This window comes from Cardinium endosymbiont of Nabis limbatus (assembly GCF_965196625.1).
In the GTDB taxonomy this organism is placed as follows: Bacteria; Bacteroidota; Bacteroidia; order Cytophagales; family Amoebophilaceae; genus Cardinium.
Genome location: NZ_OZ239769.1, coordinates 231,833 through 256,107 on the forward strand (window position 1 = coordinate 231,833; position 24,275 = coordinate 256,107).

Sequence of the window (24,275 nt, forward strand, 5' to 3'; positions counted from 1 at the left end):
TAAAGAAAAAGAACTAACATGAGAATATCGCATTTTCCTTTACCATCTTGGCGACGTGATGGTAAATATAATCTTGAGAATATCAACAGGTTATTAGAAATTCTTGATAATCCTCATCTAAAATTACCCCCAGTAATTCATATAGCTGGAACAAATGGCAAAGGGTCAAGTGTAGCAATGCTAAAAAGTATCTTTGCTGCTAGTGGTTATAACGCCCATACCTATACTTCTCCGCATTTGTTGGAATTTAATGAAAGGATAGTCTTAAGAGGAGAAAAGATTTCAGATTCTTATTTATTTGATGTTTGTGAAAGAGTAAGAATTGCTTGCAATGATAATAATATTCAGCCTAATTTTTTTGAAGGTACAACGGCTATAGCATTTTTAGCTTTTGCTGAAACTGCCGCTGATGTATTAATTCTAGAAACTGGATTGGGGGGAGATTAGATGCCACAAATGTTGTGCCAAAACCACTTATTACTTTAATTACTCCTATTTCTTATGATCATATAGAATATCTTGGTAATAGCTTACCAGAGATTGCGAGGGAAAAAGCAGGAATTATTAAACCTAATATTCCTTGCGTTATTAGTTGTCAAGTTGACAAAGTATATCAAGTGTTATTGGATAAATGCCAGGAATTAAATTCTCCTTCTTTTTGTTATGAATATGATTTTGGACTTAAGAAACACATAGATAGTTTTAATTATTTATCTCAAAATGCTAATTATCGATTTTCTTTACCATCGCTACTAGGTGATCATCAACTAATAAATGCTGCTGCTGTAATTGCAACAATAGGGTTGATTAATGATAAATTCAAGATTGCTAACCAAAATATTGAAATTGGCTTACAGAATATAGATTGGGGAGCTCGAATTGAAAAAATAAATCCTAAAAAATACAGTCATTTAGCTGATGATCATGTGCAGATTTGGTTAGATGGAGCTCATAATAGTGGTGGAGCTCAAGTGCTTTCAACATGGGTTGCTGATAATTTAAAATCACCAATATATTTAATTTTAGGGATGACAAAAAATAGAAATGTTGAAGATTTTTGTTCTTATTTAAAACCGTTGATAGTTAAGGGATACAGTGTTAGGGTTTTATCTGAAGTCATGAGTTATAATAGCGAAACGTTAAGTGCAAAAACCACTGCTACTGGTATTGAGTTTCTTCCAGCAGATTCTTTAGAAGAGGCAATTAAAGCAATTAATGATTTAAAACAGTGCAATACTAACATAATTATAACTGGTTCGTTATTTTTAGCGGCAGATTTTTTGAAATTGATCAGTTGATGATTAAGCAAATTTAAATTATGTGTTGCGCGGGGATCCTTAAATAAGGTACGAGGTGATTATCTAGAAACGCTTTAATACGCACGATATATTGCAAAATATACAAACACGGAAAAAGTTGATGATGCACATCAGGTTAAAATAGCCAGGTGGACACCTTAGTATTGGGTTTATTAGCTATGATATTAACTGTAGTAGTCAAGATTTATTAAAATTAACGTATTGGGTCCTCGATTGTGTTGTACCTATTATAGCTGCCCCTTTTATATTAGCTATCTTTGGTTTCCGAGGAACTTCCCGTACTGCTTTAATTGGTATGACTACAGGCATGGCAACTATGCTAGCTTGGAACAGGTGGATTCTACCTTCAACAGGGATGAATGGGTCCTTCCTTTCTCCTGTAGCCAATACCTTAGCCATGATGGCTGCCCACTATCTACTGAAACAGCCGGAAAGTGCAGGGTGGGTTGGTCCAGATGATCAGTTTAAACAATTGCAGCAAGTAAATGCGCGCAAAAGAGCAGAACGAAAAGAAACCATTAAAAATGGCTGGGCCAATAGAAAAGCCACTTTGGCTAAGTTAGTACCCAGCCATATTATAATATGTAGTAGTCAAGATTTAATCTTACAGGCAGCAAAAAAATTAGACTTTAAAATTGTCAGTTAAGTCTAACTTGTCAGATATCTTTTTAAGATACGCGATTTGATTATTTTTTTCAAGGACTAGCTTTTTACTATCTTCCCAGGTTTGTATAGGTGTTTTGCCGTAACAATACTTTCCAGAATGCGGTCTCTCATGATTATAGTAACGTAACCAGCTATCTAAATCCTCTTGCAAATCATCTAGGCTTGTATAGATCTTCTTACGCATAGCTGTATCAAAGAATTCCTGTTTCATGGTTTTGTTAAATCGTTCACAGAACCCATTGGTTTGCGGTGAATAGGCTTTAGTGACCGTATGTTCTATACCTTCTATACTTAAAAACAACTTAAAAGCATGATGTTCTATTGTGCCTTTATACTCTGTACCACGATCTGTTAGTATACGTAATATAGGTATGTTTTGATCTTGATAAAAAGGTAGTATCCTATCATTTAACAGATCGGCAGCTGTTAGAGCCGTCTTATCAGTGTAAAGTTTTGCGTTTGATAATCTAGAATAACTGTCTATAAATACTTGCGTGTAAACTTTTCCTATACCTGTAAAGTTACCCACATAATAAGTATCTTGACAACCTAAGTAACCAGGATGCTCTGTATCTATTTCTCCACATGTTTCTTGTTCGTTTCTACGTTTTTCCAGTGCTGCTAGCTGGGATTCAGTTAGAACAAGACCATCTTGAGCCATTTTAGCTTCTAAAGCCCTAAGACGTTTCTTTATATTGTTTAAGTCATTGCGCAACCAGATAGATCTTACACCACCAGGAGAAACAAGAATACCCTCTTTTTTCAACTCGTTGGATACCCTAAGCTGACCATAGGCTGGATAGCCTATGGACATATCTACCACTGATTTTTCTATGCTAGGATCTACTCTATTAGCTAGAATAGGCTTCTTACGGATTAGCTCATATAGCGCTTCTTGACCGCCTGTTTCGTACAAAGACTTAAAACGGTAGTAGCTATCTCTGCTATAGCCAATACTTTTACACGCTGAGGATATGTTCCCTAAGGTTTTAGCTAATTCTAATAAGCCTAATTTCGGCTTAATGATTTTTTGATGTAAGTTCATAGTAGTTAGTATTTATATCATTACAATTTAACAATTGTAAGATTAAATCTTAACTACTACAAAATAAAAAGTGGTAAAATGCTCCATAATCTGAAGAGGACCTCTCCTTTTTAAAGCGGATTGATTATATTGCAACTGATCAACTACTCAAACCAATCACTATGATTCAGAAAGAACAAGTCATAGAAGCCATTAAACAAGTTTATGATCCAGAAATACCGGTAGACATCTACGAACTAGGGCTTATTTACGACATTACCATTTTACCACTCAATAACATTGAAATTTTAATGACCCTTACCTCTCCTAATTGTCCAGCGGCTGATATTATACCCAGTCAAGTCGAAGAAAAAATTAAAGCAATAGAGGAAGTACACGAAGTAACGGTACATCTTACCTTTGACCCCCCTTATACAATAGACCGAATGTCTGAAGCAGCTAAATTAGAACTGGGATTTGCTTAAGCAGAGCTCCCACTTGATCTATCTTATGGTATATCTTTTATTTTTCTTCTGTTTATGCAATGGCCCAAAATAATTATAAAGTTCAATCAGATACACCCCCAAAAAAAGGGACATCCAATCGACCTGTATTTGACCAACGCATCAAAATAACCATTGGTTTTTTGCTACAGGGGTTAGTATTTTTCTAGCCAAGGCGATGCGAATAGGTACACCTTTTTGCTCATATTCTGCAAATTTATAACCTGGCTTACGGGTAGCTCTGTCATCTAACTGCACACGCACACCCTGTGCGATCAATAGCGCTTTACAACTAGATAATTGCGCTACTACTGCGGCGCGTTCTGCCTCTGTTTTATAAATCGGCACCATCACTACCTATATGGGCGCAATTTTAGGCGGCAATACCAAGCCATCATCATCCGAATGGATCATAGTCAAAGCACCCATCAGCCGGGTAGTAATGCCCCAGGAAGTACCCCATACATAATCCCGTATGCCGGATTGATTGGTAAAAGTTACCTCAAAGGCTTTGGCAAATCGTTGGCCTAGGTAGTGTGCGGTACCCACTTGCAGCGCCTTTCCATCTTGCATAAGCGCCTCAATGGTATAGGTGGTTTCTGCACCGGCAAAACGCTCATTTAGGGTTTTAGTGCCTTTTATTAAAGGTATCGCCATATAGTCTGTAACGATCCGTTCATACAAATGCAACATTTGTAAAGCCTCTGCTTCAGCCTCTGCCTGGGTAGCATGGGCGGTATGGCCCTCTTGCCATAAAAACTCTGTGGTACGCAAAAAAAGCCTTGTCCGCATTTCCCAACGGACTACGTTGCACCACTGATTGAGTAAAATAGGCAGATCTCTGTAGGATTGAATCCAATTTTTATAGGTACTCCATATAACCGTTTCTGAGGTAGGCCGCACAATCAGCTCTTCCTCTAACTTAGCAGCAGGGTCGACTACCACACTACGGCCATCTTCGGCCATCTTTAAACGATAATGGGTCACAACGGCACATTCTTTAGCAAAACCTTCCACATGGCCCTGCCTCTTTGCTAAAGTAAGATTTTGGAATGAGTAAAGGAAAATAGCCATTTACATGGCCGGTTTCTTTAAAGGCAGCATCAAAAATAGCTTGTAGCCTTTCCCAAATGGCATAGCCATAAGGTTTAATCACCATACAGCCCCGAACAGAAGCATTTTCAGCCAGACCTGCACGTACGACCAATTCATTATACCAAGCGGAAAAATTGGATGCTCTTGTAGGTAAAGGGGTCATATCTAAAGAGAAAAATAATAAAAGAAAAACAAGCCTATAAGCCGGGTTCTGTAGTGCACGATCGCGCACTGCTTGTCATTTATCTGGCGCTATAATCACTTATAGCCTCTAGCGGCCCACCCACATGTCTAAAAAACGAACGAGCAGCCCGTCACGCCATAGCGTAGACATGCCTATTTGGCCTTGCAATCCCTAAGGTTTACCTTGCCTCTATGATCACCCATAGAGCGGTAAGCTCTTACCTCACCTTTTCACCCTTACGCTCTGTATTACAGAGAGCGGTTTGTTTTCTGTGGCACTTTCTGTCATATAAAATATATGCCTTCCCGTTAGGAAGTAGGGTGCTCTGCATTGCCCGGACTTTCCTCTTTGACTTTTACTAAAGGCCAAAGCGACAAGCCGGCTTGTCTTTCATATCTGTTCAAATCAATGGTAAAAAATGAATTTTTATGTTACTTTTTTCTTGATAAAGAAGTAACCAAAAATCAAGCGCTGATGAAAAAAGCTGCTGTAAGCACTAATCTACAACATGAAACAACCTATTCCAACGCATACCACTAAAAAAAGATTTGCTTCTATCCGAAGACAACAAGACCATCACCGCCTTACCGACCATATAATCCTCCGGAATAAAGCCAACGAATCGAGAGTCACCAGATTGATCACGATTGTCTCCCATCGTAAAGTAATAATTTCTACAAAAAGTATAGTTGGCTACTTCCTGACCATCTATCCAACATGCGGTTTTAGTAAACCGAATATTCTTTTTCCCCTCAAATCTTTTGATTGTAGGGCCATATAATAGAATATTTTGTGCATTTATAGGAATAACCATGCCCTTTTTAGGCACCTGAAGGGGGCCAAAATTATCTTTCGTCCACTTCAAAACAGGGCTAAAAGCATAAAAACTGGGCTCCGAAACGCCTGCTTCATCTTCTACCGGATCTACGGACTGTATATAGGTAGGCAGCACAGTAGTCAATTGTTTCACCTTCGCGGGTGTAGTATAAATGGTATAGCCCTCACGACCCGGAACAGTAGACCGAACATGGCTTTTGATATCATTTTTTTCAAAAAAAACAGGCGTTAAAATGCGCTTGGTTTTCATAAAATAACAATATTGCACGCTATCTGCTGGATCAACTGGTGCATGGTTTACATAGAGTTGCTTATGGGTTATCTGGACCCAATCACCAGGAATCGCGATGCAACGCTTAATCCAATACTCACGCAAATCAGGCGGCTCATGGCCCACTGGGGTATTAAAAACAACAATATCATTGCGTTTGATCTGACTCAACCCAGGCAAACGATATTGAGGCAATTCAATCCAATCCAGATAAGCAGGAATCTTTGTACCTGGAATGGTTTGATGGGTAATGGGAATTTGCAAGGGTGTAGCGGGTGTACGGGCGCCATAGTGGATCTTACTGACCAACACAAAATCACCCGGTAAAAGCGTTGGCTCCATGGAGCCAGAAGGTATCACGTAGAGCCCAATCACCATCCAACGGATTAAAGCAGCTGCCATAGCGGCAAAAAAAACAGAACTGACCCAATCCCGAATGGTACCTACAGCTGAACCAACGCCTGTCTGTTTTTTAGCTGAAAAAGAAGCCTTCATTCGTACGATTTGTTATAATAATAGCCACACCATAAATGATTAAGGTATAAGGTACAATATAATATACTATTGCCAATTTTGCTAAAAAAAGGCCATTATGCTTCTATTGCGTCAACTTAAGGTGTTACTGGCCGCCAATAAAAACAGCTTACTAGGTTAACTCAACCACCTCTTTAAATTCCTCATAACTGCCCGGAAAAACTTTTACCTTTTTGTTTTCAATATACCAAATCTTATTAGCCACCTGTTGGATAAAGTTACGGTCATGTGATACAAACAAACAAGTCCCCTCATATTGCTGCAACGCTTGTCCGAGTGTATCAATAGACTGAATATCCAAATGGTTGGTGGGTTCATCCAGCAATAAAAAGTTGGCCTGAGAAAGCAGCACAGTAGCTAAAGCAACCCGTGCCTTTTCGCCCCCAGAAAGCACCTCTATCTTTTTAAATACATCATCCTTCGTAAACAGAAACATACCTGCTATGGTACGAAGCTCTTGTTCTGTTCGTTCCGCACCACCACTGCTGCTATAGGCACGCAATGCTTCTATAATGGTATGCGATAGATCCAATGCCTCTAGCTGATGCTGCGCATAAAAAGCCATCTCTACATTATTGCCAAAGCTTCTTTGTTGCTGCTCAGCTGCTTCATGCTCAGCTATAATACGCAATAAGGTAGTTTTACCCCGTCCATTGGCACCAATTAAAGCAATCTTATCACCTCTGTTGATTTCTACCGCCGCATCTTTTAAAATCGATACAGGGCCATACGATTTATTGATTTTGTCTATTACCGCAACAATTTTACTTGGGTTTTGTTTGATGGAAAACTGAATTTTTATCGTTTTACGATGGGCAGAAGGGGCTTCTATTTTCTCTACCTTATCCAATGCCTTAATCCTAGACTGAACCAACTTGGCTTTACTAGCCTTTGCCCTAAAGCGATCTATAAACTCCTGTGCATGTTTGAGCTGCTTCTGTTGATTGGCATAGGCATTTTCGAGCAGGGCCCCTCTTTCTGATTTTTGTATTTCATAATCGCTGTAGTTGCCCACATAAACGGTAAATTTTTTATCGGAAATCTCTACAATTTTACTGGTCGTACCATCTAAGAAACTTCTATCGTGCGACACCACTATAAAAGCACTATCGTAGTTTTTTAAATAGGCTTCTACCCACTTAATGGAAACCAAATCCAAGTGGTTAGTGGGTTCATCCAATATCAGTAAAGAAGGTTGTTGCAAAAGCAACTTGGCAAACATCACACGCATGCGCCATCCTCCTGAAAACTCAGAAAGCGGACGGTCTAAATCTTTGGTGGCAAAACCTATGCCCTCTAGCATGGCTTCAGTTCTTGACTGGATATCATAGCCCCCTATTCTTTCAAAGGTTTCCTGGAGATTGGATAGCTGGGCCAGTAAATCATCGGAATAGTTCGCCTCCATCTGCTGACACAAAGCTTCAATCTTTTTTTGGGTTACCAATGCTTCACTAAAAGCCTGCATGGCTACATTTCGGATGCTATCCTGAGACTGATAAGAAAGCAAGTCTTGGTTTAAAAAACCAATAGAACACTCTTTTCTTCTCGTCACTTTTCCGCTATCTGGTGTAAGCTCACCCGTAATAATCTTTAATAAAGTAGATTTGCCAGCCCCGTTGGGGCCGATTAGGCCAATTTTATCTTTGGGTTTAATATGCAACGCAGCTGCGTCATATAAAGTTCTTTTGCCCAAATGGTAGGTAAGATCATTGATTACAATCATGGAATTTTATTAGCTTTTTTGCGCATCTTGAAAGGAGCTGCACCATGCTGCTTTCAAGATGCTATGGCCCCCAGCAGCAACTGATTTTTTCTTTACGTGCACACCATTGACCATTTTATGTTACAGAATGCAAATATAAGCCATTTTTTGTTATTATGATATGCTTACGCAAAAGAGGGCGATATTGTAGAGGTTTTAATATATTGGGGCCTTGTAGGCTATACAGGATTCAGCTAAACTTTAATAATTTTCATGGAACAAAAAGCACCACCGACTACCACCACCCAGCGTCCAGATTGGCTACGGGTTAAATTACCTATAGGGAAAGACTATAGAGCCGTTCGTGCGATTGTAGATCAACACAAGCTACATACCATTTGCACAAGCGGAAACTGCCCAAATATGGGCGAATGTTGGGGAGCAGGTACAGCTACTTTTATGATATTAGGCAATATTTGTACGCGCAGTTGTGGCTTTTGTGCCGTAGCAACGGGTAGACCTACTGCCTATGATAAGGACGAACCCAAACGAGTGGCACAAGCGATTCATCTGATGGGGGTGAAACATGCAGTGATCACTTCGGTAAACAGGGATGAACTCAAAGATTGTGGGGCAGAGATTTGGTATGAAACCGTTAGGGAGATCAAGGCTTTGAACCCTACTACTACGATAGAAACCTTAATCCCAGATGTTAAAGCGATTTGGTGGGCACTAGAGCGGATGATTAGTGCGGGCCAAGAGGTGGTCTCTCACAATATGGAAACGGTAGAAAGACTCTATAAGAAAGTCCGTCCACAAGCCAAATATGCACGGAGCTTAGAACAACTTAAACGGATTAAAACATATGGCAAACGATCTAAATCGGGTATTATGCTAGGATTAGGGGAAACAGATGCAGAAGTCTATCAAGTGATGGATGACCTCAGGGAACATGGGTTGGATGTGCTAACGCTGGGCCAATACCTCCAACCTACCAAGCAACATCTTGATGTGGTGCAATTTGTACATCCAGATAAATTTGCGCATTTCAAAGAGGAGGGGCTTAAGCGCGGATTTGCTTATGTGGAGTCAGGCCCACTCGTGCGTTCATCTTACCATGCAGAACGACACCTGTAAGGAACAGTTAATCTATATCCTTTTTTAAAGCAACCAGAAAAGCACGTAAAGCATGCAACCGCTCAACCACCTCTGCTGGGGCAATGGCAGGCGCACTGCCATGTTGCTGAATTACTTTGCGTGCGCCTGCTAGGCTATATCCTTTCTCTTTAACGAGCCTATAGATATAACGCAGCTGAGCGATATCTTTTGCTTGGTACCTTCTAGCCCCTTTGCTATTCTTATTGGGTTTCAGGATGCCACTAAAAGCTTTTTCCCAAAAACGCACCAAAGAAGGAGCTACGCCAAACTGGCGGGCTACCTCTTGAATGGTAAAATACTTTTTTTCCATACAATCAGCTATGCAAGTGCCTCAATATCGGATTTTGGGGTAATTTTTTCCACAGCTTAATTTCCTTTTTTTGCCTACTAAAAGTTCGCGCAAAGGGCTTGGTTTTGATTCGCAGCTTGCTTACGCACGGCATCATATTCATCCGGAGTAAGCTCCCCCACAAAATATTGCAGCGGATCCACAAGGCGTCCATTGCAGTAGACCTCATAGTGGAGATGCGGACCCGTTGAATCACCTGAATTACCAACGGTACCAATCTGCTTCCCTCTTTTAATCAGTTGCCGTTCTTTAACAGTGACCATATGCATATGAGCATAGTGGGTTTGAAAACCATTTCCATGCTCAATCAGCAAATGATTGCCATAACCTTTTTTATCTTTTTTAATCCATTTTACATGCCCATTTGCAGCAGCATAGATCGGTGTATGAATAGGCGCTGAAAAATCAATACCCTTATGCATCTTATATATCTTATGGAATGGATGGAGCCGCATGCCAAAAGTCGCGGATACGCGCTTCAAATCTTTGTTAGAAAGAGGCGGAAAACTAGGCGTAGAGGACAATATACTGATGTTTTTTTTTGCAAGACGCAATATGTGATCATACGATTTCTTTTGAATCGTTAACTGACTGGTTAATTGATCTACTTTAGATAAAGTTTGGGCAATCAGCGCATGTTGGGACAAGTGGGCATATGCATTTACCCCTCCCATACCTGCATTGCGTTCTGAAGGAGAAAGCGGACTGGTATTCAGCAATAGCCTGAGACGATCATCCTGATCGTACAAGCGGGTTAAGAGTTCGGCACTGCTTTCTATCTTTTTTTGTACCATATGGTAATAGGCCTTAAGCATTTCATTATCTTGTAATAGCTGCTTTTCCCTGGGAGAGACAGCATAACCTTGATAATACCTAACGATTAGAACCGCTAACACCACGGAAAAAAATATATAAAGCAAGCTACGTACGATAAAGGCGGATATAGATGTTTGTACAGACTCATAGCTACAAGTAGCAGGGTTATAATAGTACTTGGTTTTAAGCATAAAAAATATACAATTATGGAATATAAAGACCCGAGCTACTTTAATTTAATTAAATTGAACAGAATAGTCAACTTTTAGACCTCGTGCACAACCTATTTCCATATAAAAAAGCGACTCCCCAAAAGCAAATTAGAAAGCCGCTTCTAATAAAGGAAAAAAGAATAAAATATTATTTTACCTCTTCAAATTCAGCATCGGTAACGTGGCCACTACCCTCTTTAGGATTTTCCTGGTCTACAGTGGAAGTAGTCCCCCCTCCTGTAGCTTGCGATTGCTGGTAGGCCTTAGCCATTACCCCTCCCCAAATCTTATTCACGGATGCCAAAGCAGCATCAATAGCAGGAATATCTTTTTCTGCATGTGCTTTTTTCAAATCTGCTAAAGCAGGTTCTATATTTTTCCTATCTTCTTCTCCGATTTTATTGCCCAACTCTTTGAGTTGTTTCTCTACCTCAAATATAAGTGAATCTGCTTGATTGATTTTATCTATCTGCTCTTTTTCTGCTTTATCTGCCGCTTCATTGGCTTCTGCTTCCTCCCTCATTCGCTTGATTTCATCTTCGGTTAAACCAGATGAAGCTTCGATGCGAATTTTTTGTTCTTTTCCAGTACCCCTATCTTTTGCAGAAACATGCAAGATTCCATTGGCATCTACATCAAAAGCCACTTCTATTTGTGGAACGCCTTTGGGCGCAGAGGGTATATCCGATAAATGAAACTGACCAATGGTACGGTTGTGTTTGGCCATCGGTCTATTGCCTTGTAGCACATGCACCACAACAGAAGATTGGTTGTCTGAAGCGGTAGAAAAAACTTCTGATTTTCTTGTCGGAATCGTAGTATTGGCTTCAATCAGCTTGGTAAAAACACCGCCTAGTGTTTCAATACCTAGCGATAATGGAATCACATCAAGCAATAAAACATCTTTTACTTCTCCGGTCAATACACCGCCTTGAATCGCTGCGCCTACCGCTACTACTTCATCAGGGTTCACCCCTTTAGAAGGTTTCCTACCAAAAAAACGCTCTACTTCTTCTTGAATCTTTGGTATGCGGGTAGAGCCACCTACTAAAATAACCTCATGAATCTTGTTATGTGGATCAGAGACATCGCCAAAGGCATCTTTTAAAGCTTGCCTACAAGGAGCTAGGGTACGCTTGACCAAGTCATCCACCAATTTTTCAAACTGTGCCCTAGATAGTTGTTGTACCAAGTGTTTAGGAACGCCATCAATCGCTGTAATGTAAGGCAGATTAATTTCTGTAGTGGTTGCACTAGAAAGCTCAATTTTGGCTTTTTCAGCCGCTTCCCTTAGGCGCTGTAGCCCCGTTGGATCTTTTCTTAAATCAACGCCCTCTTCCTTTTTAAAGTTGTCTGCCAACCAATCTGTAATCTTTTGGTCAAAATCATCTCCCCCTAGATGGATGTCTCCATTGGTAGATTTAACTTCAAACACACCATCACCCAACTCTAGAATAGAAATATCAAAAGTACCCCCTCCAAGGTCAAATACAGCAATGGTGATGTCTTTATTTTTTTTGTCCAGACCATAGGCCAAAGCAGCAGCAGTTGGCTCATTAATAATGCGCTTTACAGTCAACCCAGCTATTTCTCCTGCCTCTTTAGTCGCTTGGCGTTCTGCATCGTTAAAATAAGCAGGTACGGTAATCACCGCATCTGTAACGGTAGTACCCAGGTAATCCTCAGCAGCACTTTTCATCTTTTGCAAGATAATAGCAGAAATCTCTTGAGGCGTATAGAGCCGATCACCAATCCGCACACGGACGGTGTTGTTGGCCCCGCTTTCTACCGTATAGGCCACTTCATTGAGCTCATTGGCCACACTATTGTAGCCTTTACCCATAAAACGCTTAATCGAGCTTATCGTATTATGCGGATTGATAATGGCCTGACGTTTGGCAGGATCACCTACTTTGCGTTCGCCCTTTCCGCCATTTAAAAAAGCTACTACAGATGGCGTAGTTCTTTTGCCTTCATTATTAGGAATTACCACTGGCTCGTTGCCTTCCATAACGGCAACACAGGAATTAGTAGTTCCTAAATCGATTCCAATTATTTTTCCCATGTCTACTTTCTATTTTATTTGTATTTGATCACTTGCTCTTAAACGTAGAGCAATCTACCTAGCTTTATGTATGCATTAGGGAAATACAAAGTCTATGCCAAAGTAGCCATTTTGTTACAGGTTATGCCAAAATGACATAATCTGCAACAAAATAGTGCATAAAGGATAATAGATATATGCTACAAAAACTTACTTACGCCCTTTTTGCTCGAGCCGGTTTAGCACCTTTCTGGCTTTTTACAACATTTTGGTTGGATGGCTCTGCTGAAAAACTTTTATCATACCGCTCTGGATGGTTGATAATACCTCTGGCTTGCTCCAACATTTCAGTTGCATAGCCTTCTTGCGCCAATATATCTATGGCAATGGTTTGCGTAGAGGCACCAGGCACTACCTTATAGGTATACTGAATCCTGCCATCTTTGCCTATAGGCTTGATATAAACTTTATAGTTTTTAAAGCCTTTTTCGGGTTCCCGTTCTTCTAAAAGCATAACGATTGGATAGTGGGTAGCCACAATATTTAAGGCGTTGCTATATCTTGCAATATAATTTAATACAGAATAGCCTGCTGCTGAAGCCTCTTTGTAATTGGTTCCAGTAAAGGGCTCATCAAAAATAGTGAAACTAAATTCCTTCGGTTTCAATTTTTTCAACAGTTGCAAATGGGACTGAAAGCGATCCACTTCTGCCATAAAAAGCGACTTACCCGCTGCAATATCATCGGCAATATCGATATAGGTATTGATTTTGCTAAAGGGTGTCATTTCACACGACTTAGCAGGTGCTATACCAAAGCTTTGGCTGAGCAAAACAGTGGAGGCTACACCGGTCAAAAAGGTAGATTTACCGCCTGCATTGGGACCAGTTAAAACAATACTTTGTGTCGTAGTGCCATGCCCCATGCTTACATCATTGCCCACCGCATCAGCAGGATTTAACATCGCGTTCCACATCCCAACAAGTGCCAATCGAGGTTTTTCATAGTCTTGGGGTGGCAACAACCTGGTAAATGTATAGGTATGTGGCCCATTGAGCGCAGCGGTTTCCTTCATAAGCGTGGCAATAGATAGAAAGGCATCTAACACCCCTAAGGCATACATGGCATCATGGAAGACTGCTTTATGTTCCACAAAAAGCTTATAGCTGGCCAATAGCTTACCCGCATTACCAAAGAAATAAGGCCAAGAACGGAGGGGTAATTCATTTAAATAACGCAATAAATCACCCACCTCAGAGGACTCATTTAAACGTGCCAATAGCGCTCTTATAGGTTCTATTTGGGCGCCATAAAGCCGTTCTAAGTCAGGATTTTGTTGAATCAATCCATTGACTTTTTCAGCGGTTGTCAAAAAGGTTTGCAGGTCTGCCATACGCAAGGCAAGGCTTTTCAATACACCTGAATATTCTTTGTAATTACGGTATCCTTTGTAGTATTGGTAAAGGGAATGTATGGTATAATAACCGGCCATAATGTAGAGCCCTATCTTAGATTCCGAGTCTTTACCACTCGTCTTCTTATAAACATGGAAAAGATTATAGCCTGGTAGAAACATAGGATACATGCGCTTATACCCCTCCTTATATGTGAGTTTTTCACCAAAAAAGGCAGTGGCTATTGCTGTAAGAGGAACACCTACCAGAGGATAGCAGATATAATTAGCATAAATGTTCCAACCATCCCTCAGCAACAATTTTCTTCTTTGCAGTGGACCAGCCAATTTATTTGAAGCAGGAGAACGGGTATAAAATAGACGTGTCAAATATTTATCATATTCTTTGGCATAGAGCGCATCTGTCTCCGTCCAAAAGGAAAGTATACCCTTTTCAGATGGCTTATAGTGTTGCAACTGCGCTTTTAAATCATTGTAAACCTGATGGTTTTCATATAAATAACGTATAAATCGCTGACGCTGTGTAAGGCGCTCTAGATTGGCAACTGGTGCAGCTAGGAATGAAGCCAGCGCACCCTCCCCTAAAAGGGTAATGGTCTTATTAATCCGAGCGAAAAAATGATAGGTAGGGGTAGCAGTGGTACCACAAAAAAGATGCAAATCATTCCAAACATATGGATTCAACACGTTCCCTGCCTGTTCATATTGCTTTCTGTAACCACTGCTCTTGGCAAAAATTTCATTGAATACCACAGCGCGCCCTGCTCTTGGTGAAAGATGAATATCTGTAATATTTGTATCCGAGACTTTTTTAGCCTGAGCAGCCTTTGGCAATGGCTGTTCTGCTTCAACAAATGATTTTAAATAATGGTCCGCTAATTGTGTGGCCATGGATGCATTGCTTTGGGAAGCCTCAACAGCAACTGGCAAACAAAATATAAAGGCCAATAATGAAGTAATACGCATAATAAAATGAAAGGTTATAATTTATCTACACATGCTGACTTGCGCATGCAAGGCTACGATGCACGCAAATTTATGCAAAAATAAACAAACTTTATATAGGTCTATTGATTTAATGCAAAAGATAGGAAAGATCTTAACTTTTTACTAAATTGCATCCGAAAAGCAAATTTTTGATCTACCCAAACCACTATGGCGCAATATATATCTTTATCGTGGTTTCAAAAATGGTTAAAAGTTATTTTTCCGATCCAAAAAGGGGAAAAACAAAAAATCTTTCTTCTTCTTTTTTTAAAATTTCTTATCTCTTTTGTTTACTGCATTTTAACGGCGCTTAAGGATACGGTTATCGTTACAGCGAATTGTTCTGCGGCTGAGGTTATTCCAATTGTAAAAGGCTCTATTATTTTTCCTATTTCAATCGGCATAGTGGTGGTATACACCAAACTCAACAATTGCTTAAAGCAGGCCACACTCTTTTATAGCACGGTCTTATTTTTTTTAGGCTTTGTCCTGCTATACGGTTTTGTTTTATACCCAAATGCAGATAAAGTAAGCCCGCATGCGATGGCAGACTGGCTTAGCATGCATACGGGATGGCTGCACTGGATTGCGCTACTCCGCCATTGGATTCACGTATTATTTTTTGTCATTGCAGAGCTTTGGGGGCAAGTAGCGCTCATGTTGCTCTATTGGAGTTTTGTAAATAATGTTTGTAAAATTCAAGATGCAAAACGATTCTATGCCATTTTAATTGCTGCAGGGGATGTGGCATTGATTGTTACAGGGCCACTGGTCTTAGCCTATACTAAAAAATATAGCCATACGGACTTTGTATACACCGTACAGGCATTAATAGGGTATGTGGCTTGCTGCTGTTTAGCAATTCTATTTACCTACTGGTTTACCAATCACATTACCAAGCGAACGGTTGCTGCCACTACGATGCAGTGTAATGCGCCTGCGCAAACCCTACGTTTATCGCTCTGGGAGAGCTTAAAACACGTGGCTGCTTCGCCCTATTTAGGCAGCATAGCGGTTATGGTGATTGCCTGCGGACTTTCTATCAATATTGTAGAGGGAACTTGGAAATCTTATTTAAAAGAAGCTTTTCCGAAAGCAGTAGACTATCAAAGCTTTGTATCAGAGCTTAATTTTTGGACAGGGGTTGTTGCCTTAATCATCTCTCTTTTCTTTAGCGGGGGTATTCTGAGAAAATTTGGATGGAAAACAACGGCACGGATTGCACCAGCCATGATTGGGGTGATGGGTAGCCTTTTCTTTGTAATGAGTTACAGTAAAACCAACGCACCCAGTTTAACGAACTGGATGGGATCTAAATTGGTGCTATACTTAGTAATCTTTGGTGGCATCCACAACATAGCAGCCAAGTCCATAAAATATGCTTTTTTTGATAAAACGACCCAAATGGCCTATATCCCGCTTGATCCAGAGGCAAAAATTAAAGGAAAAGCTGCCGTAGACCTATTAGGCTCCCGTTTGGGAAAAGCAGGATCCTCCTGGATCCAAATTGGATTGCTTGAATTGCTGCATACCAATAGTATTCAACCCCTTTCAGGGATATTATTGGTCTTTTTAGTGGCAACTACTATTGCTTGGTATAAAGCTGCTGGCAGCGTGGACCGACAATTGCATATACTGGAGGCAAAAGAAGCTAAAATATGAAGGATAAAAAAATTAAACTTGAATCATTTTTACACTAAAAAGCGACTTAAAAGCCTTTCTCTACAAAATCTTTTGTTTTTAGATCCCATTCCCGAAAGAAAGCATCATCTTTACCACCAAATGACATGGTTATCAGGTAAAGATTAGGTTGATGAAAGCAATTGGAAACGCCCTTAAACACTACTTTTTTGCCTAATTTCTTTGAAAGCTTATCAACATCGATTAATACCTCCCACTTCGGCACATCTTTAGAATAATTTTTAAGTAAGGTTCTTCGCCACAAACCTTGGGGATTTTTAGCATCCGTCCAAAAATTATATACATAACCTTGACGTATTGTGCCTCCTAAATATTTTCTTTGATCATAACATATGGATTCAGTGTGCGCTTTAACAAGTTTATAAACGCCTGTTTTTTTTAAGAACTTTTCTGTTTTGTTTGTTCGTGCCTTAGCCCACTTAAGCGCTTCTTTCCCTTCTGCTTCCTCTAAAAATCTGGTTTCCTGAGGGTTGTATTGCATGGCTGTCTCTTTCTGGGTTGCCTGAACCCTGTTTGATGCCCCTAAAATGGTGGTCATTAAAATACAGTAATAAAAAATGGTGCGCATGGTTGTATTTTTATAAAAAAATTTTAAAATTGAGTATATTCCTGTAAAATTTTTACTATCCAGTAAACTAACCCTATGCTTCACAGTCACTACCATTAAAGGAGGGATAGACAAGCTTCTAGAACAGAGTTTCCATTAGAAATCGAATTTTGCAAGTATGTGTTCATAAAATGGCATCAAGTTAATAAGTAATTTTATTGACTATCAAATAAAACATAATTTTAATGGGCGATTGTTCCCATTGCGTCAATTTAAAGATATCTGTTCATAACATTGTTAAAAAATGAATTTTTATGTTATTTTTTTAAAGTAACCAAAAAATCAAACGCTGATGCAAAAAGATTATATCCAATATATACATTATTCCAGGCAACTTATTTTTACTTTAGGATTGTTTGGTATTATACTTTTTAGTGGAGCTGCTTGTTTTCAGGCATTTCAAGAAAAGTATTGGTCAAAGACCAGCAATGAGCAGCAAGCAATGCTTCAAAAACCAGATAGTAACCCTGAGCAAAAAGATTTCGATCACGATACATTCGTTCATGAGCACGATGACCTGACCCCAGACCCAGATAAAAAAAAAGGGGATATAGGGGAAGATCCATCAGATCAAGTTGATAAAGCAGCAAACGATGAAAAGCCATGGGGTAGCGCTGGTTATAACCCGGATAGATTATTGAAAGGAAATGATTGTAGTCAAGATTTTGCTCCACCTCATTCATATAGTAGCCATACATCTGAATCATCTATGGATGGAGGTGTACATGAGGCGCCGAACCTAAAAACGCCAGAGCAAACGCTGGAGCAAACGGACAAGCAGGAGCCTTCCCACACGCTAGATGGATCACCGAACTTAAGGGAGAACAAGGATCTAATGGAGCATGGGGGACCAGAGGTGGTCCCTGCTGTACCGATCGATAATATTGACCTTAAAGAAAAAAAGGAAGAGAAAGAAGAGGAAGAAAAAGGAGGAAAAAAAGCAAGGCAAGTAGTCTCTGCTGAATCGAACGATCAGGCTGATATTGAAGAAGAAGTGACTACTGGATCGAATAATCATATGCATATTGAAACAGAGGAAGCAGGGACTACTCAATCAAATGATCATGCTGATATTGAAAAAGAGGCAGAAGAAAGCTCATCCTGGTAGGGTGCTTGCATGAAGAAAGGCTCTTTCAAATTCAGCTACAAACCAATTTTCTACCAAAATTTCTTAGTATAAGCAAAGCTGATACCAAAAAGCGCTAAGCTCGAGATGCTGTTTAAGGGTTGTTGATACAGCTTAGCATGCATGTTGTGGGCTTTTGAAATGCGATAGGCAATTTCCCAATCATTTATAAAACGAGAATACCCGCCCACTGTACTGGACAGTTTAAGATCCTCTGATAACAGCAGATAACTTACCTTAATACTGGTTTTTTGCAAAAAACTCTGATTTTTAGATTTATTCATACCTAAATCGGTTTCTATCTCTAGGTTGTGGTTGATTTTAGATACTAAATTTTGTATCCTTTGAGAAAGAAAATCATTTATACTATTGCTTATTGCATCCCATATATCCATTCTTTCCTCATTATAGACTCTTTTGGCTATTAACAGACTTAAAATTTGTTTGTTGAGGTAGTATTTATCCAATAAAGCCTTTGAGGCACATTTTTCTAACTCAGTATTTACGTCAGAATTCATACTTTTTACTGGAAAGAAAAGTTGATAAGCAATATGTGGATGGGCCAGTGTTCCATATGCAGAAAGGGCAATTTCTACTGGAATCGGTCGCTTATGGTTGCTGTCATGACAAAACTCTGCTATAGCGGTTTGCCTGTAGGATGCGTTAATATGAGCAATCCCTTCTTGGGGATAGCCATTAAAATTAACCTGACTATTAGGTGAAATGGTAAATGTTTTTTGAATGAGATTATAAACAGAAACCGTATAAGTACCACTTTCAAAGAGGTAATTCCCCATTACATATGGCTTGCGATTGGTACCTACTTCTAGTTGAATTGCTCCGGTGCCTTGACCTTGTAAGATATCGTTTGCATGGTTATAGGAGCCAAACAATACTTGCGCTTTTATAGTAGGTAATATGGTTAGGTCAAGGATGAGTTTAATGGTGGATCGATCTTCATTTCTCGAGGTTTTATCTGGCTGTTTTTGCGCTTTGTTATAAACAAATTGTACCAATCTTGTGGTATTCTCTATGTCTTCTTTACCGTGTGCAACAATCGTAAAGGTTCCTCGATCGGTTGTGGCTTTTATTTTAAGAAGTAAATCATAGATAGAACCTTCCATGTGTAACGTCCCAGTGGCATATAGGTCTCCATAAAAGTCAGGATTATGTGTACGGGTAGTGTGCAACAGATGGAAGGCTTCCATATCGCCTGAAAGCATTAACGGACATTCATCTTGTATCGTTATATGGCCAGATAAAATGGCATGCCCTGATGCGTCATCATAAAGATCCAATTGGTTAACGTATAAACGATTGTCTTGGACCTTGATAGCGCCTGCAACTTGGTAGCAGGTATTCAAATAATTAATTTTAAATCTTCCTTTATCTATTGTTCCTCTACCATTTAGCTTCGGGGCAGCCAAACTACCTCCTAATTGAAACTGACCACTTAGGTTGCCGCTTATATCTGAACAAACAGATGCAAAGAAAAGATTCAATAGGCTCAGATCCATTTGGTTGAATGTAGTGGTAAGGAATAGGTTATCAGAGGGTTTCATAAGATGATAGCAACCATCTATTTGCAGCAATGGTTGATCCTTTTTCTGGAGCATGCCTTCTAGTACCAGTTTATTTTCTAATACATTCCAGTCTACTTTTGTGCTAAAAGTGCCTACAGCATAGTCTTGAATGACAACATCTTTTAGTGTTAATCTACCCGTTGCTATGATCTGATCTTTTTGAAGATGGGCTACTAACCTAGTCTCTATTATACCGCTAAGCGGCCCTACTGCTGAAGCGCAGTTTAATGCAAGATGGCGTATGGTGCAGTGTAAAGGATCTTTTGTTGCCGACTGAGTCAGTTTACCACCTATGCAAATGGCCGATTGGCCACTCGTTATAGATAAATTTCCAATCGATATTTCTGATTTCGAAATAAAACTACTGCCTTCTGTTTGTATAGTCCATAGTTGTTTTTGAGTGGTTAACCTAGAAGGGAGCAGGTCAACTTGTATGGCATCACCCGTAAGCCTACCCAAACAGTCTATAGAGAGATGGTCATAATGATTGGATAATCTACTCGAAATAAAAAAATCATTTTTATGCATGCGCAACTGAAAGTGTAAGTGATCTGTTTGAAATACTTCATGCCAATCTTGCTTGTCTGAGGAAATATATAACTGAACCAATCGTTTTTTAGCATCCACGAGATGCGCAACATTTAATTTTACTTTTATGTTTTCCAAGCTAAACTTCTTAAAAGAAAGATTCGAAGCAGCAGGTAGATCAAAAGAAAAATGATAATCTTGATCATAGGCAAAATGACCCAAAAAGTTTGCACCAGCGGATATATGCAAATCATCTGAAAACCAATTTAAAATTCGAAATATCTTTTTACAGTTGATGGCATAATCTAGATGAAACTGAGCAGGGGCAGAGGTTGGGGCCAAGTCTACTGGATTTTTAAGTCGTGTGACGAGCTGCCTTATATGGCTGGCCAGGTCATTGATCGTAAAAATCCCTTGTATCCTACAGTCTACAAGGGGGGAGGTAAGGGTTAATAAATCTTTGTGCCCATCTTCTATAGCATGTAAAACAATCTTTTTGCAAGCTACTTTTTTTCCCAATCTTTGGGCAGCACATTCATTCAAAATAATTTTTCCTCGTGGGCGTTTAGTGAATATATCTCTGATTTTGAATGAAAATTTTGTACTAAGTGACAAGGGAACTGAGGAAAGACCAAGTTTTTCTAGATGGAGCTGTTCTATGATTCCATCTGCCTTTAAACTTTTTTGGCGGGCCATATGATAACTACCCGCTGCAGTTAGCCTTGCATGGGTATCTTTGCTATGTAACTTAAACGCCACGATCGCATTAGCAACGGTACAGGAGGCCTCTATCTCTTTATAGTTATAATGATTGATCTGAATTTCTGTTAAATTAGCTCGTGCATCTAGGGTATTGAGGCGCGCTCCCTGAACTTTTACCGCAACTGTTCCTGAAAGGGATTGAATCGGCAACACGGGTAGTATGGAATCTAAGGCAACCTTATGCAGCATTATTGTTCCGGTTAAATTTTGTATGGATTTACCTAAATGGTAGAGGGTTAGCTCAGTTTGTATAGCACCTAGATTGGTAGTAATATCTCCAGTTAGTTTGGCTTTTTGGGTGTTCCCAAACAGTGTAGCACGAACGATGCGGATATATTGTAATGTAGTGGGACATGCTGCTGGCTTTTTGGGCAGGTCATCCAGATAGACCTTACCCGCTTGCACGAAGAGATCTACATCGACGCCATTATAGGAACCTGTACTTTGAATACAACTACCTCTAAAAGCGAGTCTACAGTTTTTCCATACTATGGCATGAGGGGTTAAAGAGAGGGCACCATCTAGCTTATATAGTGTATCAGTGCCCTTAAAAAAAGCGAAAAACCTACTTAATTCAATTGAAGATAAGACTGTCTTATGCAAGATGGCATCTAATGCAAGATCCTTATAGTGGGCCAAAAGGGAGTCTTGTTTGGTGTGCTGCAGTGTAAAGTCGCCTTGTAGCATACTATATTTTGTAACCACGTGACAACCCTTAAGCACTACACGATCAGGTGTAATCTTAAATTGGGCCATGAGGTTTTTACATACCAGGGGTATATCACTTGTTTCTTGGTACGAAAAGGTGGTGAGGTTACCTGAGTGATGGTCTGAAGCGGAAAAGAAATGGTTTATAGCTAGATTTATATTTTCTACTTTAATCTCTTGCTTTTTTATTGGGTTATGGTAATATAGATTGATATTATGTAGTTGAATGGTATCTATAGAGAGATCTGTACTGGCTTCTGGTACAAAGGGTAGTATAACCTTGGTATAAAACGCGGCCATATTAAAACTTTGCTCGCTATTTTTTTCTAGGTACAATTGGCCTCCCGTAACTGAAACAGCATGGATCATATCGGGTCTTAGCAAACATAAACTAAATAGATTGAGTCTACCCTTACATTTATGCATGGTAAATAGGGGTTTATCTTCAGGGTCTGTAACGGTTATATGCTCCAATGCAATATGGCGAAACCAGGTAAAGCGAAATGCATCACACTGAATATGGTAACCGGTTTTTTTATGCAGGTAACCAGTTAGACTATCCATCAGTTGTTGCTGTACCACAGGTAGGTGCAACACAGCCAATAGGACTACTGGTAGTAGGGCTACAGCGCACAATAGATTTCTAAATGGCTTTAAAGACCATTTCTTCATTTTATGAAAAGGGTTTTGTATGTTTTTCAAAGCAAATTATATCCTCCATCGCCCATGGCCGCCGATAAAAAATTGGCGCACAGTACAAGCAAGGAAACGAACGATTGTTCAGCGGGGAACATAGAACTTGCCCGCTACGCGTGCTCAAACATGCTATTTTTCTGATCCGCTGAACAACCGCTCGTCAGACAACTACAAGGTTACTGGAGCACCAAGCTTTTTATCAACGGGCATTCGCTCTTTAACTTAACGCAATGGGAACAACCGCCCATTAAAACGATAAATTGTATTTTATTTGATAATCAATAAAATACACTCATTAAATTGACACCATTGACTGAACAATCGTTCATCAGTAAACTACAAGCTTACTGAAGCGCCAAGCTTTTTTATCGGCAGCCATTAAGTGCTTTAACTTGACACAATTCAAAAAACCGCCTATTGAAACAATTTTTTATAAGGTAATTATAAGGTTAATCAGCTACAGATCCAATCTTTGATCTACTAAATATTTTATTACCAGATTTGCGCATCACTATTTGCAGGGGAGATAAAAAACAGTGGCGTCAACTGATTGAGTGTTTCAGTCAACACCATTGCCTAAATGGAGACCAATCTAGCACCAGCTCTATCCAACACTGCTTAACCTGTTTTCCAATAATGCCTATAGAAAAAGGTTGCATAAAGGGTGTTTCACTAAATTGGCCCCATTTATTTCGATCCATCTCTGATGCATCCATCCTTTATAATAGATGCGATAACAGGATCTTACATTAAGATTGGATCAGCTTTAATAAAATGAAAGAAGACGCCTAGATTTGAGTTAATCTTCATCAGAACTTGATCGCGCAAATCTCTTTTTAGCTGATTCCATCATTTTATCAAAGTATTTTATTTTACCAGAGGGCTCTGGATTAAAATAACATATAACCCTACATTCAGATATCCCATTACCTTGCGCTGATTTCCCTTTCAAAGCACCGAGATATGGATGCTCTAGTCCAGGCTGAGTAAGAATATTTTGATTAATTTGCGGACCTACTAGATCAGATACATTGCCTAATCCTTTCTTTGTATGGGCACAAGAAGATAAGCTGCTCAAAGCTAAGAGTCCGATAAATAGCGCTCCGCTAACGTGTATATATTTTTTTTTCATAATACTAGTATTTAATATGCTACAACAAACCATAATCAGAAAGGCGCACCATTGGTGTGGATAAGTCTATCAATATCTATCCATACTGCTTCGCCCCCCTGATTGAGTTTATTAAGGCAAAAAACAAACCTTAATAAGAGATAATGGCAGCAAGTTATCCAATTACCTCTTGATTTTGTAGTTACAAATAAATAAATACAATTCCAAATAAATATGGAGTATATGCTAACGATCCATTTACATCTCTATGCTAGAATAGATTTTTCTTAAGCTCCCTCCATTGTCTTCTCCTAAGCAACTTCAACCAATGCCGTTTC

At 39.5% G+C, this 24,275-nt stretch carries 18 protein-coding genes, 1 other RNA gene and 1 pseudogene; 7 read left to right on the top strand and 13 right to left on the bottom strand.

Features of this window, described 5'->3' with window-relative positions; translation table 11 throughout:
* Positions 1 to 18: 18 nt before the first annotated feature.
* The 3 genes from ACOALF_RS01095 to ACOALF_RS01105 all read left to right on the top strand — a co-directional run bounded on the left by ACOALF_RS01095 (position 19) and on the right by ACOALF_RS01105 (position 1,965).
* Positions 19 to 447, top strand: coding sequence for a hypothetical protein (locus ACOALF_RS01095; RefSeq protein ID WP_419241616.1), 429 nt, complete (start codon positions 19 to 21; stop codon positions 445 to 447).
* A gap of 14 nt (positions 448 to 461) precedes the next feature.
* Positions 462 to 1,298, top strand: a complete 837-nt coding sequence (locus ACOALF_RS01100) for a hypothetical protein (protein WP_419241617.1) — start codon at positions 462 to 464, stop codon at positions 1,296 to 1,298.
* A gap of 337 nt (positions 1,299 to 1,635) precedes the next feature.
* A complete protein-coding gene (locus tag ACOALF_RS01105) occupies positions 1,636 to 1,965 on the top strand; it encodes a hypothetical protein (RefSeq protein WP_419241618.1) in 330 nt (109 codons plus the stop codon).
* Here the strand turns inward: ACOALF_RS01105 and ACOALF_RS01110 are convergent.
* Positions 1,942 to 3,030 (bottom strand): IS481 family transposase, encoded by a 1,089-nt coding sequence (locus ACOALF_RS01110; RefSeq protein WP_419241619.1) that lies wholly within the window; start codon positions 3,028 to 3,030, stop codon positions 1,942 to 1,944. The genes ACOALF_RS01105 and ACOALF_RS01110 overlap by 24 nt on opposite strands.
* 161 nt (positions 3,031 to 3,191) lie before the next feature.
* Between ACOALF_RS01110 and ACOALF_RS01115 the strand changes: the two genes are divergently transcribed.
* Complete coding sequence (locus tag ACOALF_RS01115; protein ID WP_419241607.1) at positions 3,192 to 3,494, top strand: iron-sulfur cluster assembly protein; 303 nt, start codon at positions 3,192 to 3,194, stop codon at positions 3,492 to 3,494.
* A 189-nt stretch (positions 3,495 to 3,683) separates the two neighbouring features.
* Here ACOALF_RS01115 and ACOALF_RS01120 read toward each other — a convergent pair.
* From ACOALF_RS01120 to ACOALF_RS01135, 4 genes and pseudogenes are all read right to left on the bottom strand, one after another.
* Positions 3,684 to 4,770 (bottom strand): annotated as a pseudogene (locus tag ACOALF_RS01120) (aminoacyl--tRNA ligase-related protein); the annotation flags it as partial.
* 21 nt (positions 4,771 to 4,791) lie between these two features.
* Positions 4,792 to 5,181: RNase P RNA component class A (gene rnpB, locus ACOALF_RS01125), an RNA gene on the bottom strand.
* Positions 5,182 to 5,287: 106 nt separating this feature from the next.
* A complete protein-coding gene (lepB, locus tag ACOALF_RS01130) occupies positions 5,288 to 6,394 on the bottom strand; it encodes a signal peptidase I (RefSeq protein ID WP_419241620.1) in 1,107 nt (368 codons plus the stop codon).
* 151 nt (positions 6,395 to 6,545) lie between these two features.
* The gene (locus ACOALF_RS01135; RefSeq protein WP_419241621.1) at positions 6,546 to 8,156 is read right to left on the bottom strand and encodes an ABC-F family ATP-binding cassette domain-containing protein; all 1,611 of its coding nucleotides are present in this window, start codon (positions 8,154 to 8,156) and stop codon (positions 6,546 to 6,548) included.
* Between the two features lie 252 nt (positions 8,157 to 8,408).
* On the opposite strand from ACOALF_RS01135, the gene lipA reads away from it, so the two are divergent.
* Positions 8,409 to 9,272: a lipoyl synthase gene (lipA, locus tag ACOALF_RS01140; RefSeq protein WP_419241622.1), complete on the top strand. Its 864-nt coding sequence runs from the start codon at positions 8,409 to 8,411 to the stop codon at positions 9,270 to 9,272.
* Positions 9,273 to 9,279: 7 nt separating this feature from the next.
* Here the strand turns inward: lipA and ACOALF_RS01145 are convergent, their stop codons facing one another.
* The 4 genes from ACOALF_RS01145 to ACOALF_RS01160 form a co-directional block, all read right to left on the bottom strand.
* Positions 9,280 to 9,603 (bottom strand): MerR family transcriptional regulator, encoded by a 324-nt coding sequence (locus ACOALF_RS01145; RefSeq protein ID WP_419241623.1) that lies wholly within the window; start codon positions 9,601 to 9,603, stop codon positions 9,280 to 9,282.
* A 77-nt stretch (positions 9,604 to 9,680) separates the two neighbouring features.
* On the bottom strand, positions 9,681 to 10,649 hold the full coding sequence (locus ACOALF_RS01150) for a M23 family metallopeptidase (protein WP_419241624.1): 969 nt from the start codon (positions 10,647 to 10,649) through the stop codon (positions 9,681 to 9,683).
* A 169-nt stretch (positions 10,650 to 10,818) separates the two neighbouring features.
* Positions 10,819 to 12,735: a molecular chaperone DnaK gene (gene dnaK, locus ACOALF_RS01155; protein WP_419241625.1), complete on the bottom strand. Its 1,917-nt coding sequence runs from the start codon at positions 12,733 to 12,735 to the stop codon at positions 10,819 to 10,821.
* 193 nt (positions 12,736 to 12,928) lie between these two features.
* A complete protein-coding gene (locus tag ACOALF_RS01160; protein WP_419241626.1) occupies positions 12,929 to 15,094 on the bottom strand; it encodes a MutS-related protein in 2,166 nt (721 codons plus the stop codon).
* 189 nt (positions 15,095 to 15,283) lie between these two features.
* Here ACOALF_RS01160 and ACOALF_RS01165 point away from each other — a divergent pair, with 189 nt between their 5' ends.
* Entirely contained in the window at positions 15,284 to 16,777 is a 1,494-nt protein-coding gene (locus ACOALF_RS01165; RefSeq protein WP_419241627.1) for an Npt1/Npt2 family nucleotide transporter, read from the top strand.
* A gap of 46 nt (positions 16,778 to 16,823) precedes the next feature.
* Here ACOALF_RS01165 and ACOALF_RS01170 read toward each other — a convergent pair whose 3' ends face one another.
* Complete coding sequence (locus tag ACOALF_RS01170; RefSeq protein ID WP_419241628.1) at positions 16,824 to 17,384, bottom strand: hypothetical protein; 561 nt, start codon at positions 17,382 to 17,384, stop codon at positions 16,824 to 16,826.
* A 331-nt stretch (positions 17,385 to 17,715) separates the two neighbouring features.
* Between ACOALF_RS01170 and ACOALF_RS01175 the strand changes: the two genes are divergently transcribed.
* On the top strand, positions 17,716 to 18,531 hold the full coding sequence (locus ACOALF_RS01175) for a hypothetical protein (RefSeq protein WP_419241629.1): 816 nt from the start codon (positions 17,716 to 17,718) through the stop codon (positions 18,529 to 18,531).
* A gap of 50 nt (positions 18,532 to 18,581) precedes the next feature.
* Here the strand turns inward: ACOALF_RS01175 and ACOALF_RS01180 are convergent, their stop codons facing one another.
* The 3 genes from ACOALF_RS01180 to ACOALF_RS01190 form a co-directional block, all read right to left on the bottom strand.
* Entirely contained in the window at positions 18,582 to 22,832 is a 4,251-nt protein-coding gene (locus ACOALF_RS01180; protein ID WP_419241630.1) for a translocation/assembly module TamB domain-containing protein, read from the bottom strand.
* Between the two features lie 557 nt (positions 22,833 to 23,389).
* The gene (locus ACOALF_RS01185) at positions 23,390 to 23,542 is read right to left on the bottom strand and encodes a hypothetical protein (protein ID WP_419241631.1); all 153 of its coding nucleotides are present in this window, start codon (positions 23,540 to 23,542) and stop codon (positions 23,390 to 23,392) included.
* Between the two features lie 83 nt (positions 23,543 to 23,625).
* A complete protein-coding gene (locus tag ACOALF_RS01190; protein ID WP_419241632.1) occupies positions 23,626 to 23,958 on the bottom strand; it encodes a hypothetical protein in 333 nt (110 codons plus the stop codon).
* Positions 23,959 to 24,275: the final 317 nt, after the last annotated feature.